General features: G+C 52.2%; 16 protein-coding genes, 5 pseudogenes and 1 riboswitch. Of the genes and pseudogenes, 10 read left to right on the top strand and 11 right to left on the bottom strand.

All coding sequences use genetic code 11. The features are described 5' to 3' along the window. Positions 1–73: 73 nt before the first annotated feature. The 3 genes from QN399_RS19150 to QN399_RS19140 form a co-directional block, all read right to left on the bottom strand. Positions 74–1,246: a D-alanyl-D-alanine carboxypeptidase family protein gene (locus tag QN399_RS19150; RefSeq protein ID WP_330201439.1), complete on the bottom strand. Its 1,173-nt coding sequence runs from the start codon at positions 1,244–1,246 to the stop codon at positions 74–76. 137 nt (positions 1,247–1,383) lie between these two features. Next, positions 1,384–2,784: a HAMP domain-containing sensor histidine kinase gene (locus QN399_RS19145; RefSeq protein WP_330201427.1), complete on the bottom strand. Its 1,401-nt coding sequence runs from the start codon at positions 2,782–2,784 to the stop codon at positions 1,384–1,386. Continuing rightward, entirely contained in the window at positions 2,762–3,439 is a 678-nt protein-coding gene (locus QN399_RS19140) for a response regulator transcription factor (protein WP_322178491.1), read from the bottom strand. Before QN399_RS19140 ends, QN399_RS19145 begins: the two co-directional genes overlap by 23 nt. 212 nt (positions 3,440–3,651) lie before the next feature. On the opposite strand from QN399_RS19140, the gene QN399_RS19135 reads away from it, so the two are divergent. Beyond that, the gene (locus QN399_RS19135; protein ID WP_330201426.1) at positions 3,652–4,437 is read left to right on the top strand and encodes a substrate-binding domain-containing protein; all 786 of its coding nucleotides are present in this window, start codon (positions 3,652–3,654) and stop codon (positions 4,435–4,437) included. A 4-nt stretch (positions 4,438–4,441) separates the two neighbouring features. On the opposite strand, the pseudogene QN399_RS19130 reads toward QN399_RS19135, so the two are convergent. From QN399_RS19130 to QN399_RS19115, 4 genes and pseudogenes are all read right to left on the bottom strand, one after another. Continuing rightward, positions 4,442–4,581, bottom strand: a pseudogene (locus QN399_RS19130) (DedA family protein); the annotation flags it as partial. After that, positions 4,574–4,866, bottom strand: a pseudogene (locus QN399_RS19125) (nickel/cobalt efflux protein RcnA); the annotation flags it as partial. The pseudogenes QN399_RS19130 and QN399_RS19125, both read right to left, overlap by 8 nt. A gap of 550 nt (positions 4,867–5,416) precedes the next feature. Beyond that, a complete protein-coding gene (locus tag QN399_RS19120; RefSeq protein WP_322178489.1) occupies positions 5,417–5,944 on the bottom strand; it encodes a putative natural product biosynthesis protein in 528 nt (175 codons plus the stop codon). 108 nt (positions 5,945–6,052) lie between these two features. Further along, complete coding sequence (locus tag QN399_RS19115) at positions 6,053–6,424, bottom strand: DUF2946 family protein (protein WP_322183083.1); 372 nt, start codon at positions 6,422–6,424, stop codon at positions 6,053–6,055. On the opposite strand from QN399_RS19115, the gene QN399_RS19110 reads away from it, so the two are divergent. Then, a complete protein-coding gene (locus QN399_RS19110) occupies positions 6,330–6,581 on the top strand; it encodes a hypothetical protein (RefSeq protein ID WP_322183152.1) in 252 nt (83 codons plus the stop codon). The two genes, QN399_RS19115 and QN399_RS19110, sit on opposite strands and share 95 nt — an antisense overlap. A 24-nt stretch (positions 6,582–6,605) precedes the next feature. Here QN399_RS19110 and QN399_RS19105 read toward each other — a convergent pair whose 3' ends face one another. Further along, a complete protein-coding gene (locus QN399_RS19105) occupies positions 6,606–7,250 on the bottom strand; it encodes an energy-coupling factor ABC transporter permease (RefSeq protein WP_322178488.1) in 645 nt (214 codons plus the stop codon). A gap of 38 nt (positions 7,251–7,288) precedes the next feature. Then, positions 7,289–7,488, bottom strand: a riboswitch (cobalamin riboswitch). Positions 7,489–7,820: 332 nt separating this feature from the next. On the opposite strand from QN399_RS19105, the gene QN399_RS19100 reads away from it, so the two are divergent. Continuing rightward, positions 7,821–8,006 carry a hypothetical protein gene (locus tag QN399_RS19100; protein ID WP_322178486.1) on the top strand — a complete coding sequence of 62 codons (186 nt, stop codon included), beginning with the start codon at positions 7,821–7,823 and terminating at the stop codon, positions 8,004–8,006. Between the two features lie 166 nt (positions 8,007–8,172). Continuing rightward, positions 8,173–8,337, top strand: a pseudogene (locus tag QN399_RS19095) (YheV family putative zinc ribbon protein); the annotation flags it as partial. An 844-nt stretch (positions 8,338–9,181) separates the two neighbouring features. On the opposite strand, the pseudogene QN399_RS19090 reads toward QN399_RS19095, so the two are convergent. Continuing rightward, positions 9,182–9,391 (bottom strand): annotated as a pseudogene (locus tag QN399_RS19090) (di-heme oxidoredictase family protein); the annotation flags it as partial. A 162-nt stretch (positions 9,392–9,553) separates the two neighbouring features. On the opposite strand from QN399_RS19090, the gene QN399_RS19085 reads away from it, so the two are divergent. The 6 genes from QN399_RS19085 (at position 9,554) to QN399_RS19060 (ending at position 15,112) form a co-directional block, all read left to right on the top strand. Further along, the gene (locus QN399_RS19085; protein ID WP_323566182.1) at positions 9,554–9,919 is read left to right on the top strand and encodes a DUF202 domain-containing protein; all 366 of its coding nucleotides are present in this window, start codon (positions 9,554–9,556) and stop codon (positions 9,917–9,919) included. A 442-nt stretch (positions 9,920–10,361) separates the two neighbouring features. Continuing rightward, on the top strand, positions 10,362–10,682 hold the full coding sequence (locus QN399_RS19080; protein WP_322178484.1) for a hypothetical protein: 321 nt from the start codon (positions 10,362–10,364) through the stop codon (positions 10,680–10,682). A 414-nt stretch (positions 10,683–11,096) separates the two neighbouring features. Beyond that, on the top strand, positions 11,097–11,330 hold the full coding sequence (locus tag QN399_RS19075) for a hypothetical protein (RefSeq protein ID WP_330201425.1): 234 nt from the start codon (positions 11,097–11,099) through the stop codon (positions 11,328–11,330). Between the two features lie 353 nt (positions 11,331–11,683). After that, entirely contained in the window at positions 11,684–12,562 is an 879-nt protein-coding gene (locus QN399_RS19070; protein WP_322178482.1) for an MBL fold metallo-hydrolase, read from the top strand. Between the two features lie 50 nt (positions 12,563–12,612). Then, complete coding sequence (locus tag QN399_RS19065; protein WP_322178481.1) at positions 12,613–14,283, top strand: TIGR01244 family sulfur transferase; 1,671 nt, start codon at positions 12,613–12,615, stop codon at positions 14,281–14,283. Between the two features lie 28 nt (positions 14,284–14,311). After that, a complete protein-coding gene (locus tag QN399_RS19060) occupies positions 14,312–15,112 on the top strand; it encodes a sulfite exporter TauE/SafE family protein (RefSeq protein WP_330201424.1) in 801 nt (266 codons plus the stop codon). A 72-nt stretch (positions 15,113–15,184) separates the two neighbouring features. On the opposite strand, the gene QN399_RS19055 is transcribed toward QN399_RS19060, so the two are convergent. Together QN399_RS19055 and QN399_RS19050 are read right to left on the bottom strand one after the other, a co-directional pair. Continuing rightward, positions 15,185–15,682: a hotdog domain-containing protein gene (locus QN399_RS19055; protein WP_322178479.1), complete on the bottom strand. Its 498-nt coding sequence runs from the start codon at positions 15,680–15,682 to the stop codon at positions 15,185–15,187. Between the two features lie 836 nt (positions 15,683–16,518). Then, positions 16,519–16,724 (bottom strand): annotated as a pseudogene (locus QN399_RS19050) (DNA polymerase V subunit UmuC); the annotation flags it as partial. Between the last annotated feature and the right edge of the window lie 231 nt (positions 16,725–16,955).

Below are 16,955 nucleotides of genomic sequence, written 5' to 3'. Positions count from 1 at the left end.
AGGCTGCTGCCAACCCACATACTGCAGAGGTTGTCAGTGAGGTGTATTGCGACTCGAAATCACCCGTTCAGATTCAGGCCTTGACATCTCCGGAGTCATCCTTCAAATCAAATAGTCCTGCAAAAAAAAGATGGAATGCATCCCAGGCACGCGTCCACCAACCACCAGCCTCTCCCGCTTCTAGTGCGATGAGTGACTGGGTCGTGAGTTTATTTTTACCGTCATACAGTTCGAAACTTCCGACTACGTCGCCGACAGCAATAGGTGCCTCTAGAGCGTTATTAATGTGCAGACGGCTTTCCACCTTGCGATTACTATTCTTGGGTAGAGTCAATGTCACATCATCGAGCAACCCAACAGAAATTATGTTTTTCTCGCCTTTCCACAGTCGTGGTTGAGCTAAAACTTGCCCGCCTTGCTGATAGGTCTTCGTCTCAAAAAAGCGGAAGCCGTAGTTCAGTATTTTTTGAGTATCTTCTGCACGATTGTTCAACGTGGTCGAGCCAAAAACCGCACTAATAAGACGCCGCCCATCACGAAGAGCAGAGGTCACCATGCAATATCCTGCCTCCTCAGTATGGCCCGTTTTGAGCCCGTCAACACTTGGGTCGCTCCAGAGGAGAAGATTGCGATTGGGTTGGCGAATGCTGTTCCAGGTGAAATATTTGTGCGCGTACAACGAGTAGTAAGCTGATTCATCATTGATAATCGCCCGCGCAAGCCGGGCCATATCATGAGCCGAAGAATAGTGCCCAGGTGCCGGCAAGCCTGTAGGGTTCATGAAGTGAGTGTCAGTCAACCCAAGTTTATTTGCTGTGGCGTTCATCAACCCGGCAAATGCATCTTCGCTACCCGCTATATGCTCAGACAGCGCCACACTGGCGTCATTGCCAGAATCGATCACCACACCACGCAGTAGGTCATGCACTGGAACAACTGCGCCCGGATCCAGAAACATCCTAGAACCACCGGTTTTCCATGCATTTTCACTGACAGTAACCGTATCGTCGGCCTTAAGACGTCCAGCCTGAATTTCATTGGTAGCGACATACACCGTCATCAACTTGGTCAAGCTGGCCGGAGGTAAACGCATATCAGCGTTTTGACTACCTATAATCGTGCCTGTGGTTGCATCCATCAGCACCCAGGATTTCGCGCCCAATTGCGGTGGTGCTGGGATCATCGCTCGGGCAGTCGGTGAAACAGGACTTGGGGTGGATATTGGAGCCGCCCAAGCTGGTGTCAAAAAATAACACACAAGAATGAGTGTAAGCCGCAATTTAGGGTGTTTCACAAGCGCCAGCCTCGGATTAGCAGAAAGACGCGCCAAACTAGATGAGGATTTGGGAAGGCTCAAATTAACCCAGATTAAAATAAATTTAATTAGACGTTGGCGACGATCATCTCGGGCAATGGACAGATAATCGAGACTGTGGCTCCGCCACCGCGCGGCGATTCCTGGATGCGTAGTACGAACCCATGCAACCTAACAATCGCCGAAACCAGAGAAAGCCCCAATCCATGGCCAGGTTTCTGACGAGTAGAGTCCCCGCGATACAGCCTGCGGATCACATTTTCACGCTCAGCTTCCGGTATACCAGGGCCATTGTCCGAGACCTCAATATTGATAGAACTGTCCGTCAGAGCGCCAGTCAAGTGAATAACCCCTCCCTTGGGCGTAAATTTGATAGCGTTATCCAAAAGGTTAACCAGCGCCTCGAACAGAAGAGAAACATCACCAGATAACGCTGGAATATCGTCAGACAACTCCAGGAGCAGTGTCAGCCCCTGCTCCTGCGCCAAGGGCTCGAAAAACTCGTGCGCCTGTGTCAGTAGCGATGCTGGTTGAAACGATTCGAAACCTGACCTTCTCCTTGTATCTTCAAGTTCAGATATTCGCAGCAACCCCTGAAAACGCAACATGATGGATTCACTCTCTTCCAACGCCATGTCCAGGGTCGCTGCATGAGAGCTATCAAGGGGCAACTGCTGCAACTGGTAAAGGTGAGTACGCAGGCGTGTCAAGGGAGTGCGTAGATCATGCGCGATGCCATCACACGCCCCCTTAACCTCGTGCATAAGCTGTTCGATATGCTCAAGCATCACATTGACGGCATTGGCCAGCATATCGAGTTCATCGAGGCGTGAAGATAGCGGCAGGCGTTCACCGAGGTTGCCCGAGACGATACTCTCAGTGCAGCTTTGAAGTCGTTGTACTCTGCGTAAGGGCCTTCGCCTCAAGAGCCACCAACCTATCAGCCCAGGGATAAGGGTAAGGGAAAACCCCCAAAATAATGCCTGCGCAATGATGCCGCCGACTGCGGAAATAGACCCCCCATCACGCGACAGGATCAAAATTCGACCATCGCCGCGATGCTGCATCAATGCATGGCTACTTCGGGTTTGCTCTCTTGGTAAGGCGATGCTCAAGCCTCGCTCCAGATAATGTACCTGGCCGTCATCTGGCAGACTTGCTCGCAAGCGGAGCAGGTCACCGGCGATATGGGTGCCGTCGGCTTCAAACAAGCCGTATGCGTCGATCCCTGAAGTCGAATACACCTCGCTGGCAGCGAGTTCACCTTCTAGGCTTGCATCATCAATCTTTTGGTAATAGTGGGCCCGTTGCATCAATGTCCGCTCAGCAACAGCCCCGAGATAGGTAGAGATTTTCCAATAAAGCACACCCGTAAAAACGGCTCCCCAGGCGATAAAAAACACGGCATAGATCCCAATAAGGCGGCTATTGGAAGAACGCCAGCGCTCATTCTTGGGTGGTAAGAACATAGCCAGAACCGCGTATTGTGTGAATGACAGGTGAGCCGCCACCCTCGATTTTTTTTCGAAGCCGACCGATATGGACATCAATAATGTTCGTACCTGGATCGAAGTGATATCCCCAAACTGCCTGAAAGAGCATGGTTCTTGTGACCAACTGACCCGCGTTGCGCATGAAATAAGTGAGCAATTTGAATTCGGTCGGGAGAAGCGGTATCTGCACGTCAGCGCGACTGAGTGATTGATCAATGAGATCCATGTGGAGGTTCCCGAAGCTTAAGCGACGTTCACTCACGCCAGCAGTAGGACGCCTCAGCAGCACTTCCAAGCGGGCAATCATTTCGACCGTAGAGAAAGGTTTGGTCAGATAGTCATCGCCTCCCGAACGAAGCCCTTTGACTCGTTCATCTACATCAGACAATGCGCTGATCATCAAGACAGGCGTCTGAATACCGAGGCTTCGCAACGTACTAATTATCGTCAAACCATCGAAATCAGGCAGCATCCGGTCAAGCGTTATCACATCATGGCCGCCAGAAATGGCCGCTGACAATCCATCGCGACCGTTAGCTGCCCATCGGGCATCAAACCCATGGGAGGTTAGCGCGTTAACAATGGCCTTGGCTGTGACCTCATCATCCTCTATCACTAGCGCGCGATTCATTTTTACTCCGTACAACGATTACAAGCCTAAAACTCAGGCAAGCTCCAAGTGTCGTATATTTTCAAGATTGATGCAGCCTAGGTAGCGCGCATCGGACGGTAAACTAAATTTTTCTTAATTCGCTTTAATTTTGTCGTTATGGAAAACGCAGCTATTTTTTCGCGCCTCCGCTGCTAAACCCCACTTCTACGCCGAATTCAGGATGCCTCGTCATGACGAAGACCTTATCGAGGCTCGCATTGGCTTGCTTGTTTTTATTTGCAGATGGTATTGAGGCACAGGATGCCACTCCCACCAAAACGCTTACCATATTTACGACCAGAGGCTTCATCGCGGCGATTCAATCCATAGCCCCCATTTATGAAAAAGCGACGGGATTCAGCCTGATCATCAAAGAGTCCCCACCTACCGGCAATACCCCAATGGCAATCACCAATCGGCTGGCGCGCGGTGAAAATGAGGATGTCGTAATCATGGAGGATTGGGAGCTGCGAAAACTGATAGATCAAGGTCATTTGCAAAAAACGAGTCGAATCGATCTTGGTAAGTCATTCATTGCCATGGCCGTCCGCAAAGGTGCTAAAAAACCCGATATAAGCAACATGAAGAAATTCAAAAAAACGTTACTCAACGCAAAGTCCCTGGCTCTATCGGATACGTCCAGCGGAACATATCTGTCACGTATTCTCTTTCCTCAAATGCACATCTCAGAAAGGTTGAGGATCAAGACCCGAACGATTTCCGCCGAGCCCGTCGGAGAAGCAGTCGCCCGTGGCGAAGCGGAAATAGGCTTCCAACAATTAAGTGAACTCATACATGTGGAAGGCATCGATGTGATTGGACTGATTCCAGATCAGGTGCAAAAAATGACAATGTATTCAGCTGCTATCTCAACTGGAAATGTACAACAAGAGGAAGCTACGACGCTGTTGAGATACTTGAGTTCAAAGGCAGCTAGGACAGCCATCAAGCTAAGTGGATTAACACCTGTGCATTGAGGATCGCGGCCACCAGTATCGTCGAGGCAACGTATTGGCCTGAACTAACATCCCGTCCAATACCGATTCAGACTGCATTGGCAGCAACGCGGCGGCACCTAATGCCGCCAGGAACAGACCAACATAGCTGGTGAGTTCAAACACTTAAGAGTCGCCTTATGTTGTTCAGGCCTATCCAGCCATGGATACCTACGTAGAGACCGACTCCGATGATCAGCGCGCTGGACAGATAAGGTGCGCGACAAGCAACGGTGCCCATCCAAGGCCAGCGGTTGGAGGACTGCTTGGCGCCAATGGCTGCCGCCGCACCGACGGTTACCATTGGCGCCAGGCCAATGCTGAAGCACAGGACAAGCACACCACTTCTTTGACCTGAAGACAGAGCAGTAGAACGGTGATAGCAGCTGGGCAAGGAATGAGACCACCCGATCGAAGGCGGCATCGCCGCCGAGATCGCGAATCAGGCCACGCTATCCCTGTCAGCAGAAAGACGCATGACGAGGTTATTCGTGACTTACTACAGCCTCGGTTGACTTCTTCACGCTCATCCCGTCACCTCGCGACGCTCGGTAGCACACTGGCAAACGTGCAGATATCCCTTGGGAATTCGCACGACCTTCCTGCTTATGCCTGTCGGATACGCGCAACGCGCCATGCCTGGCGCACGAAAAAAAGCCCTCCGGGGAAGAGGGCTATACAACCAAAACTATCATCTGGTCTAAGGACGCCGCCTTGAGCTTACCTTGGAAGAGTCTGCCTCCGCTCAAAGCCTGCACACTTTATGAGGACAGCGGTATCGCATCAACTGCGACAATCTGACGCATAAAAACCTGCTGAGCATCAAGCCCATCCTTTGATCATCAATTTGTGCTTATGTGTGGTGTTTTGTCGCAGCATCCACCCTCCTCTCGATACGTGTTTATGAACCAGGAGCGACACCGGAGTATTTACCTCTGGTCATAATTTTAAAATCCCTAGTTCATAAGGGTATCGGTAGCCATCGACGAAAGCCCGTCCCCCCCTTACCGGTAAGCGGACTCCAGGCAAAGTCCCAAGGCGTCGGCGGGAGTTCCTCATGCTCAGTGACCAGAGCTGCTGAGGCACGCAGCCGCTCTTTCCATTCAAAAACAAGTAAGGGAGCACCTTGCCAAGCCAGTACGAGCCCTCGTGCTTGGCTATCGTCCGTATTTATCCAGCGCGCTGCCGCAGCTACCATGAAGGACTCAATGTGTTCCTCATTGGCCTTTGCCTGGTATTTCGAGCTGAATAGCCAGCGACACACACTCAGGTAGTACGTCCAGTTGAGTGCTGGATTATGGCGGTAGGCCCACGTCATGAAACTTCGAAAAAGGTTCAAGCCATCAGGCGGATCAAGCTTTAGCAATCCGGGACAAACATCAAACAGAGTGTGCCAGTACGGAAGAAGTCTAGCGTCCAAATGAACGAAGCTTCGCGCATTGCAGGGGTAGTCGGGGAATGGGAGAAGAAAATCGTCGCGACGGCCCATTCGAGCAGTCTTGCTAACCAATCTGGTGTGTCCAGACGGAAGCGGGTAACAGATTGCGCGAGACATCTCATGCTCCTTTTGTGTCACAAGTAACCGTAAAAACACAGATCAGAGAAGCCTGAAAGCTGAGGGTGATAGCTTCGGGCGCTCTGAAAGCGATACAAACAATCGGTCAGGCTTGATTACGGGGGAGGCACGAGGGTTCAGAGAAGGCCAACGCCAGCGAGGTGAGTTCGAGAAAATGACTTGGGATAGAAGTGAGTCGACTTGAAGCAGGAAGGCCGGTAGTACGAAGCTGGCCGGTGGGATGGGGACTGCACCAACAGATTGGGAACAGCAACAGTGCGATTGGTCGACTTTCGAAGTACTTGAAGGCTGATTCTTTTTGAGTAAAAGAGAAACTTGCTGCACACCGCCAGACGAACAAAAACTGCCTAACAGCAATTGCTCCAAATTGACCGTGCCGAGCGCGCTGGTCATCGGCAGCGCCAGCACTTTCAGGATTATCGCCAGAAACGCAGCGACCCAGATATTCTGGTGGCAAGCCTTGCTCATCGTAGCGGTTGCCATTGAATTAGAGCGCTCAATAAATGCGGTGATGGGGAGGATCCCATCACCGCCAAAATATCTTTCTTGATCCTCATATCGTCTGTTTTGACGATCAGGCGAGGTTGCGTGTTTTCACGCAAGTGAAACGACCCACCAGAAGGTTGTCGGTATAACGCTTCAGCGTACGTACGATCAAGCAGGTGAACAGAGGTTCACATAGAACCAAAGGTAAATACGAAACCGAGAACAACGCCCAGTTGTTCAACGGCGTCGGCCCTTCACCCAAGGACAGCCAGAAACCGACCATGGCCACTACACCGGTGTAATACACTGCGTCGAACGTGACGACTTCAGCCCAACGAATGCTGCGTTCGCCTTTTGAGAAAAAACGGCGACCCAGCAAACCACGCGCCGCGATCAAAGGCAGCATCAACGACAGCGAGTTAACGCCTAGATGCACTAAATCATGAGGTTCGGAAAACGGCCCCTGAAGCAGGAGACCCATTGCAAAGCCAAACAGCGTAGGGATAAAGCCGAAGACAAAGTAGACCGTCGATGCGCCAACAAAATGCAATTCAGACGCCCCCACTGGCAAATGGAAGACCTCCATAAATACCGAAAAGAAAGCAGCCGCCAGCAAGGTTTTTATTACGTTGTCCGGGCGAGTGATCAGCGTGGGTGAAAAGGCTGCCAAGGTAGCGGTGACGTTGGCGTAAAGCACTTTGGCGGAATTGAGCACGCCGGGTTCGATATGCATCTTTCTCCCTCAGAGGGATGCGAACTAAGGAAATGCCAGATTTCGGCAACATTCGTGGCAGGTCTCCTGGCTTACAGATCAATGCGTTCCCGCGTCTTCCCAGTCACTGACAGACCAGTTGTATATACGGGAGAGCTAACCGTTCACAGTTGCGGGGGCAGCGCAGGTGTGGCTTAAAGGCGTACCTGCGTCCCTATTGCTTCACACTACGGTGAAAACCACAAAGCCTAGATAGATTAGGGATTTTCTGCTTCTTGCGCACGCTTTATAAAAGGGTAAATCGTCCCGCTTGCTTATCTGAACATTGTTGATCCATGAGGCAAACTCGATGCAGCTGCGACAGTCCGCCGCACTATAATTTCAGTACCCTTGCAACGTTCATCCGTGGATTCGCCTGCGCCAGAACGTCGCAGGCCGCTGGGCGCCGCAAAACTTGATAGGGCAGGATTAAATGATATTGTGGCAAAGGCATAGTTGAAGAGTTACTGCTGCTTGTAGACATTAAATACAGAGCAACCGTCGTAGGTATTTTTGCAGGTCAAGCGGAGCCGCAATGCTCAAAGAGCAATCATGGAAAACACTCATGAGGTCGTGCTCTGCCAGCAACTCGGGCGCTATCAGGTGCTGAAACAACTGGCTGATCACTCCGGCGACATTACGCGCGTTGGGCCTAGCGTCAAGATGGTACGCAACATGCCTGTAGCCAGCACCAGAACGATCCGGGAAAAGTTCTTTGATTTCTTTCCGGCTGACTAGGCGGAGCGTACCACCACATCGAAAAGTCTTAGCTCAGGCCTTTTTACAAACGACCGACTTCCTGTATGAAACGTACAGAACACTCAGCGATTTCACGACCCTGCGGCACTTCTGCCATTACAACTGGCTAGCAGTACCCGCAGATCTTTCTTCTTCCCCGGTGAACATATCTATGAGCGAACCAAGGAAACAATTCATTTGCGGGGCAACATGCCCGGCATGCAATGAAATAGACAAGATTCAGATGTGGTACGAAGACGGTGTTCCGCATCGCGAATGTGTCGCCTGCGGCTATATCGACAAGCTTGATGCGGACGGGCAGTCTATTCCGCTGGGAGCGGGGCAAGATGAAGTTGAGGCACCCGATACAAGCGTGCAGAGCACGCCTCATAATCAGGGATTCCGAATCGGAACAGCTCGACTGAGCGACTAGGCCTTGAGACGACGGACTAACCTGCGGGAAAGTCCGTCGCCCATTCCGTCGATACCACGTCGCCCGCAGACATAATGGGAGCACTCCATTGATAAGGAAAGGCTGGGACATAAAACTGCGCCTGCTGCACTGGGCAATCGCCCTCACGGCGACCTTCCAGCAGCTCAGCAGCATGTACATGTCCAACCCCGGCACCCAGTTCCTGTCCCATATCACCGCATTGTTGGAGCCGTGGCAGCAATCGTCCTGCTGCTGTTCTGGCTGTACAGCTATGCGATCTATGATCTGAAGATGCTCTTCCCTTGGGGGAGAGACGCGCGACGCGAGGTACTGCGCGAAAGCTTCGCGCTGTTTCGCGGACGGTTACCGCGTACAGGACGAGGCATTGGTCTCTCGGGGTTTGTCCATGGTCTCGGCCTACTGGCACTGAGCGGGTTGTGCCTGCACTGGTATGATCATGTTTGCCATGATCCCTCCAGGCCACGTAGGCCCTCCCTCAGACCCAATGGCTTTCACCCGCTATACATTGCAGCATAAATCTTTCGGCGAGATGCTGTGGATATACTGGTGTGGCCATACAGTCTTCGCGCTCGCTCACCAACTCACCGGAGGTCGCTTACTCGGTTCGATCTTTGGGCTCGGACGAAAACGAAATTGAGCAAATAGCCTTAGACAACCGCTGGACTGTTTCTGCGCTACCAGGAATTGATAAAGGACTGCACAGCGCGCTACCCTTAACAGCCTTACGCGCACCTTCAGCCTCGCCACCGTGCCGGAGAATGGCCACCAAAATACTGCGCGCACGACCGTCGTGGAGGAAGCGGGTATGCCCGCTGACCGTTTCGGTCAGGCCTCCACACAGCGGTGGAGTGCGCCACTCGCGGCCACTGGCCGCAGTGGTGAAACTCAGAGGGTAATAGCACTGGCAGTTGGCTTCATGGAGCAGCAATTGAGCGAGGATATGTTGGCCGGTAAGTATTTGTTCTCTGCACTAGAAAGCCGCCGCCTGTGTTAACCAGAAGATAGCCATGGAAGCGAATGACTGAAACACTGTCCAATTTATGCGCCATCTGACCAGATTAATTTCACGCATTGTTGGGCCAAGGAGTATTTAATGTCCGACCTGAACGATCCACGAGTGTTCTTTGCCGCTGAGAGAACCTTGCTAGCATGGAACCGAACCAGTCTTTCGCTTATGGCATTTGGCTTTGTGATTGAACGATCCGGGTTACTGTTACAGATGCTAAAACCAGGGGCGTCGGGCAGCCCAGAAAAACATTTTTCCTTCTGGATAGGACTGGCTTTTCTGATGCTGGGCTCATGGGTTGCATGCTGGTCATCTTGGCAGTACAAACGCGTGGTTAAAGCTCTGAAACCAGTTGAAATCCCAGAGGGATACAGCATCAACTCTGGCCCTGTAGTGAATGTGCTCACCGCAGTCCTGGGAGTCTTGCTCATGGCCTATCTTGCCATCATATGAGCAAAGCTCAGCCTCAAAGTTGTGCAGGGAAACCTGTGTCAGTGGAGTGTATTCCGACTCAGAGTCACTCGTTCTGACTCAGCCCTTTACCTCTCCTGAGTCGTCCTTCACATCAAATAAACACCAGAAGGGCCCAGCAGAACAACGTTTTCCTTGCGCTCGGTGAAGGCCAAGCCAGCCAGAGCAAACGAGGGTGGAGCTTCACGCCAATGACGGGGTTAATCTCTACGGCTAGAAAGTAGATGGCGTCTTGATGGGTCAGGGAACAAAGTAGTTTCCAACCTGATCGCTATTTAGATGCCGATGTTCACCCCTGTTTTGGACGCATGGCGTCATACCGTTTTCTATTGAACAAATGTCATGCAGTACTCGCCCTATGCCGTTTACGCCTATGAAAATAGGCGTTATCTACCACGTTAATCGACCTTGAAGGCCTTGAATAATGGATCTCAGCGAAATCGATAACCTTCATGTTGTGCTGCATGCTCCGACTCCCGATGCTTTGGCACGTGCCCGCAACAATGCAGTGAACCTATTGAAAGATGCTCCTCAGGCAACCGTCAGAATCATAGTCAATTCAAAGGCTGTTGCAGCGGCCCTTGATGATCCAAATGGTGAAATGGACGCGATAACCTGGATATGTCCAAACACGCTAAGAAGTCTTGATCGCGACGTGTCGGCGCCACTAAGAGTGTTGGCACAAGGTGCCGTTTCTGAGCTTGTCAAAATGCAATCAGAAGGTTGGTTCTATATTCGAGCATGACATCACTCACCTCCGCCGCTTTTTAGCGTCTACCGTTGATACTGGAAAGATCCTGTTACTCCGCCAGTTCGACAGGCCAATGCTTGGCAACGCAGCGATAAATACAGCGTTTTGTCAGCGCGCCTGCCCGCTGAAGGCATTGCGCCCTTCTCCCTTCAATGGACGATCCACCTTCAAGCCAGACGTGCCATTGCATCCTCTGACCCAGAGTCTTCTTGGATCGTCCATAAAACCTAAGGCGTTACTCGAAGGTTGGTAAAGGCGGGTCTACGATCGGCTTTCCTACACTAACCCACGCGTCAAACCCACCGGCGATCGATTTGACATGCAGGATTAGCTTGCGCCCCGATATTTCAAGACTTGCCAAGTAAGCGCTGCGACTACCAGCCACTGTGACTTTCTCAAGACGTTTGAATGGAGCCGACTATGCCCAGTACTAGCATCAAGCTCGACAGTGCCTTGATTGAAATTGCTCGTTTTTATGCTTCAGCCGCACATCGTTCAACCCCCAAGCAAATTGAGCACTGGGCCACCCTAGGCCGTATTGCAGAGCAAAACCCTGAGCTGTCATATGACTTTATCCTTGGGCTTTTGCAGGCCAGAGCCCAACTGAAGGTGGGCGACGCGAGCGAGTACGCATTCCAATGAAGGTCATATAAGACGACGACTCTGGGTCGCCCATCCTTGGAAATGTTCGGACAAACGTGGGATTACCGGCACGCTGTACCAAACTCCATGAGCTCGTTCGCGACGGACTGCCGAAGCAGCGAGCCAGTGAGATCGGGCAACTGCTGTGGCACTGCCACCTCTGCCAACAAACACTGCCAATGGCAGTGCCTTCTTGCTTTTGAATACGAAACCAGCCCATCAAAAAAATAAATAACCTAACAAAATCAATTAGATAAATTTATTTTAAGCAGAGATTTTAGTTGGTATCTTTATTGCCTGTACCAACCCTTGGTGCAAGCGACTCGGTAAGAGTCCCCCTAAGGAGACAGACCATGACCGCAAAACTTCACGTTGAAGGTTTCTTCGATCCTGCTACCAGTACCGTCAGCTATCTTGTGCTAGATCTAGCCACCCGCCACTGCGCCTTGGTAGACAGCGTACTTGATTACGATCCGAAATCAGGCCACACCGCCACGACGTCTGCCGACAAGTTAATTGCGAGAGTGGCCGAACTCAACGCGAAGGTCGACTGGATACTTGAAACCCATGTCCATGCGGATCATCTGACGGCAGCGCCGTACCTGAAGGAAAGTCTCGGCGGGAAAATAGGCATCGGTAGCCAGATAGCGACCGTGCAGGAGGTCTTCGGCGCTTTGTTCAATGCAGGTAGCGACATGGCCCGTGACGGTAGTCAGTTCGATCACCTGTTCACGAATGATGAGTCGTTCGCCATTGGCACGTTGCAATGCCGAACGCTGCATACCCCGGGCCACACGCCAGCTTGCATGACCTATGTGGTTAGCGATGGTGAGGAAACGGCAGCTTTCGTCGGCGATACCCTGTTCATGCCCGACTACGGTACCGCACGTTGTGACTTCCCCGGTGGTGATGCTCGCACGCTGTTCCAGTCAATTAACAAAGTGCTGAGTCTGCCGGCCAATACTTTGCTGTACATGTGTCACGACTATCAACCTGGTGGTCGTGAAGTGCAATTCATCAGCACCGTTGCTGACCAGCGCGCGCACAACGTTCATGTCCGTAAGGGTATCAGTGAGGAGGAGTTTGTAGCGATGCGCACCAAGCGTGATGCATCAATGGAAATGCCGACGCTAATCCTGCCATCGGTTCAGGTAAACATGCGGGCTGGACATTTTCCTGAGCCCGAAGCAAACGGCACACGCTATCTGAAAATCCCGCTCAACGTCGCCTGACGTCGCCCGCAAAAATACCCATAACAAAAATATTTTTAACGGAGACACCTATGTACATTCGCCACCTCGTGCCAGGACTGTCGGTATCGGAGCAGATTTTGCCCAATCAGTTGGCAGAACTGAAAGACGCCGGTTTTCGCGCCATAGTTTGTAACCGTCCAGATGGCGAGGGCGTTGATCAGCCTTTGTTTGCCGAGATCCAGCGCGCAGCGCAAGCGATGGGTATCGAGGCGCACTACCTCCCTGCTGAATCGGGCAAGGTCACTGACGAGCAAGGTGTTGCCTTCGGCAAGCTACTTGAATCCCTTCCGAAACCAGTGTTGGCGTATTGCCGCTCCGGCATGCGTTCGACAACGATGTGGGCACTGTCACAAGCGGGTCAGCAGCCCCTGCCGCAGATCGTCGATACAGCAAAAAAAGCTGGATTCGATATGAAAGGTGTCATTCGCCGGATCGCGAACCAGGGGCGCACTCCTGTTGAAGTTGCCGAGGCTTCGCATGCAGTTGTCATTATTGGCGGCGGCGCGGCGGGTATCGCGACCGCATCCAGCCTATTGGCACGAGATCCTGAACTCGACATTGCCATTATCGACCCAGCAGATGTGCATTATTACCAGCCTGGCTGGACTCTTGTCGGCAGCGGTGTCTTCGACGCGGCCAAAACAGCCCACACCATGGGATCGACCATCCCGCGCGGCGTGCATTGGATCAAATCTGCCGTAGCCGCGTTTGAACCTGAGCGAAATGCCGTGATTCTTGATGGATGCAGAGTCGTTAAGTACGAACAACTCGTGGTCTGTCCTGGTCTTAAACTCAATTGGCATGCAATTGAGGGCCTGTCCGACACGCTAGGCCGCAACGGTGTGACGTCGAACTATCTGTATCACCTCGCCCCTTACACATGGGAGATGGTGCAGAAATTACGGGGTGGCCGGGCCATTTTCACGCAACCACCTATGCCGATTAAATGTGCAGGCGCGCCACAAAAGGCGATGTACCTATCAGCCGATCACTGGAAGCGTACTGGCGTGCTGGAAAAATTCAAGATCGAGTTTTGCAGCGCTGGCGCAGTACTGTTCGGAGTTCCCGACTACGTGCCAGCGCTGATGGAGTACATCACCGCTTATGGTATCGACCTGAATTTCGGCAACACGCTAACCAGCGTCGATGGGCCTGCCCGAACAGCAACATTCAGCTGTGTAAGCGCAGAGGGCAGCACGCAACTTGTCACTCGCAACTTTGATTTGTTGCATGTGGTACCGCCACAAATTGCGCCGGATTTTATCCGGGTCAGCCCCCTCGCTGATGCGGCTGGCTGGATCGACGTCGACCCCGCGACCCTGCGCCACAAGACCTGGGCAAATATTCATGCGTTAGGTGACGCTGCCAACTCCAGCAATGCCAAAACCGCAGCAGCAGCGCGCAAGCAGGCTCCGGTCGTTGCCCATAATGTGCTGGCTGCCATGGGCAAAGCAAAAGGCAGCGCCCATTACGACGGTTACGGCTCCTGCCCGCTGACGGTGGAGCGCGGCAAGATCGTGCTGGCTGAGTTCACCTATGGCGGCAAGCTAGCGCCAAGCTTTCCATCCTGGCTAATTGAAGGCACCCGTCCATCACGACTGGCATGGCTGCTCAAAGAGCGGATCCTTCCGCCGCTGTATTGGAAGGGCATGCTGAAGGGCCATGAATGGTTGGCAAAACCAGAGCTGGCGGACTCATGAAGTCAGACTTGAAAGCAAGGAGGGAGAGATGATCATAGTCTTGCTGCTCGGGTTTACTGTTGGCGTGATTCTGGCTCTCACTGGCGCTGGCGGAGGAATACTCGCCGTTCCGTTACTCGTTTTTGGCGTTGGATTGAGCATGGCCGAAGCCGGGCCTATTGGTTTGCTTGCTGTTGGATTAGCGGCAACCTTGGGCGCTGTGATGGGGTTAAAAAACGGCACCGTACGTTATAAAGCGGCGCTCTTGATCGCTGGAGCGGGGATCGTGTGTTCCCCATTTGGCCTTTGGCTGGCACAACGCACACCTAACCGCCCGCTGACGATCGTCTTTGCTTTTGTGCTGATGTACGTTGCATTTCGAGTGTTTCAACGATCATTGCCTGCTTCCGCCGAGTCAAAGACAGACGTCAAGAACAAGCCTCCGCCCTGCCTATTGGACGCGAGCCGAGGCAAGCTAAACTGGACGGCTCCTTGTGCGTGGGCGCTCACAGTTTCTGGCATTGTCGCGGGTGGACTTTCTGGCTTGCTGGGTGTCGGCGGCGGCTTTGTCATGGTGCCGGCGCTCCAGCGATATACCGATTTGACAGCACAGTCAGTCCTGGCAACGTCTCTAGCCGTTATTGCACTGGTTTCAATCTCCGGAGTTGCCGCAAGCGCGGCGGCTGGACACTTGCAGTGGGCAATTGCTTTTCCGTTTTCCATTGGCGCATTAGTAGGCATGATCAGCGGACGTCTGGTCGCCGCCAAGCTCTCGGGGCCTCATTTACAAAGAGGGTTTGCCATTGTGTCCGGCGTGGTTGCAGTCGCCTTGTTTGTAAAAGCTATTTAGCTGATCGAGTAGGTGACGGATTGCAAATCCGCCACCTACTCACACCGCACCTACGGCTTCTCGTACGGCGACTCAGATTACCGCTTGTGCTTCGGCCCTTAGTTTCTCAGTGCTGACCCTGACAAAGACAGAGTCGCCGATTACCGTCAAAACATCACCTGCCCAAACCTCGCAAATAATCCGTGACTTGCGCCCTACCTCTCCTTCAACCCATGCCTTCAAGGTGAGCTCGACACCCATCGGTGTAGGCTTACGGTAGGTGAGGTTCAACTGCCCAGTCACGCAATCAATGCGAGGTAATGCTCCAGGCTCCCGCCCTTCCGCACGATAGTGATAGGCCATCGCAGTCCAGTTCGAGTGGCAGTCTACTAACATTGCAATGAAACCACCGTAAACCAACTCTGGCCAGCCAGTAAATTCAGGGGCCGGAGTGTGTTTGCACACAACATGAACTCCGTCGGCATCCCAGTGGCTTTTTATGTGGAGACCGCTTGGGTGTGCGCTTCCGCACCCGAAACAGATGCCTTCCGGGGCCGCTTGATCTTGCAATGGAAGAACGTGGATAGTCATCGATTGTCCTTTTTTGATTTGCTATCGGATTGTCGAAGTTTAACTAATTGCTAGCTCATTAACATGAAAAATTGCAGCCTCCCAGCTAATTTACAAAATATACCGACGAACCGCCACATCCCAACTCACCAGCTCAATCTGAGCACTTACAATACTGACCAGCCGTCCAAAAAACACTACTCCATACAGTAGAGTCTTTTGCCAATCCGGATCTCCTATAGCTACTCGGTTGAGCGACATCCTACTTCTTACCCTCACATACACGTGAAGATCGAGTGAGAGGCATAACCCAAGTCCAACGCAATACTGTAACGTTACATGGCTTAAAGCGGTACCTGCCTCGTTATTGCTTCTCACTAAGACGTGAAACCACAAAACCTAAATAAATCGGGGATTTCCTTGTGGTTGAGCACTTTTTACAAAGGGACGAATCATTCCAATTTCATTTCGAAACTTTATCGATTAATTTGAAATTCTGACTTTAGTACCCCAGTACTGCCGCACCATGATTGCAACACCCTTGTGACGCACATACATATCCTTAAATAGCTAAATAGTTAAGCGACCAACCTCGACGCGCCGGATGTGTCGTTCCACGTTGCTATCGCCTTGAGGCGTATTAGCAATCGAATACCACGCGACATGATCGGTGAATCAGGCTGCCACAACTCGAGATACTTGCCAGGCACAAATTCGCAGAAGCATCGGCCGCACGGACTGAAGTTGCACGCGGAGCACATCGCTGCTGACCTGGGTTTTCTCCGCCACGTGCAGATTGATGATCCGGTCTGGATAGGGGATCGATATTATTTTTCTGTAAATACTGCTTGATGGATCGAAAAGACATCATATATGTATTCACCTTTCTGGCATGGGTTGAGCAGGAGCACCTCAGCTTTGCTGTACTTGAAGCCGGTCAGCACACCCGATCCACAGCTTTAACCGCAGCCTTTGTCATCAAACGCACATAGTCTGTTGGATACGGTAACTCCGCCAATACGCCATTGGCGTACTTCACATCTTCGGGATTGAACATCTTCGTATCGCCAACGAATGGCTGGATCCTGATTCGCCCGCGCCGCGTGCGACGCAAATAATCAAAGAATGCTGCCGGCTCCGCAAAGAGTTCAAATGGTTTCCTGTTAGCAGAGCGGTAGGAAATGTGCTTTACCAGGGATAGGAGCTGGTCTTGTCGATACGGAACTGAGCAGAGCCATCCTCAGAGTTCCCCTCGTCTTCACGACGGCGTTGGTCACCGCGATGTGGGTGCAGG

The sequence above is a fragment of the Pseudomonas sp. 10C3 genome, assembly GCF_036346185.1.
Classification (GTDB): Bacteria; Pseudomonadota; Gammaproteobacteria; order Pseudomonadales; family Pseudomonadaceae; genus Aquipseudomonas.
The sequence above is the reverse complement of the archived record's forward strand: the minus strand, read 5'-3'. Positions and strand labels throughout refer to the sequence as shown.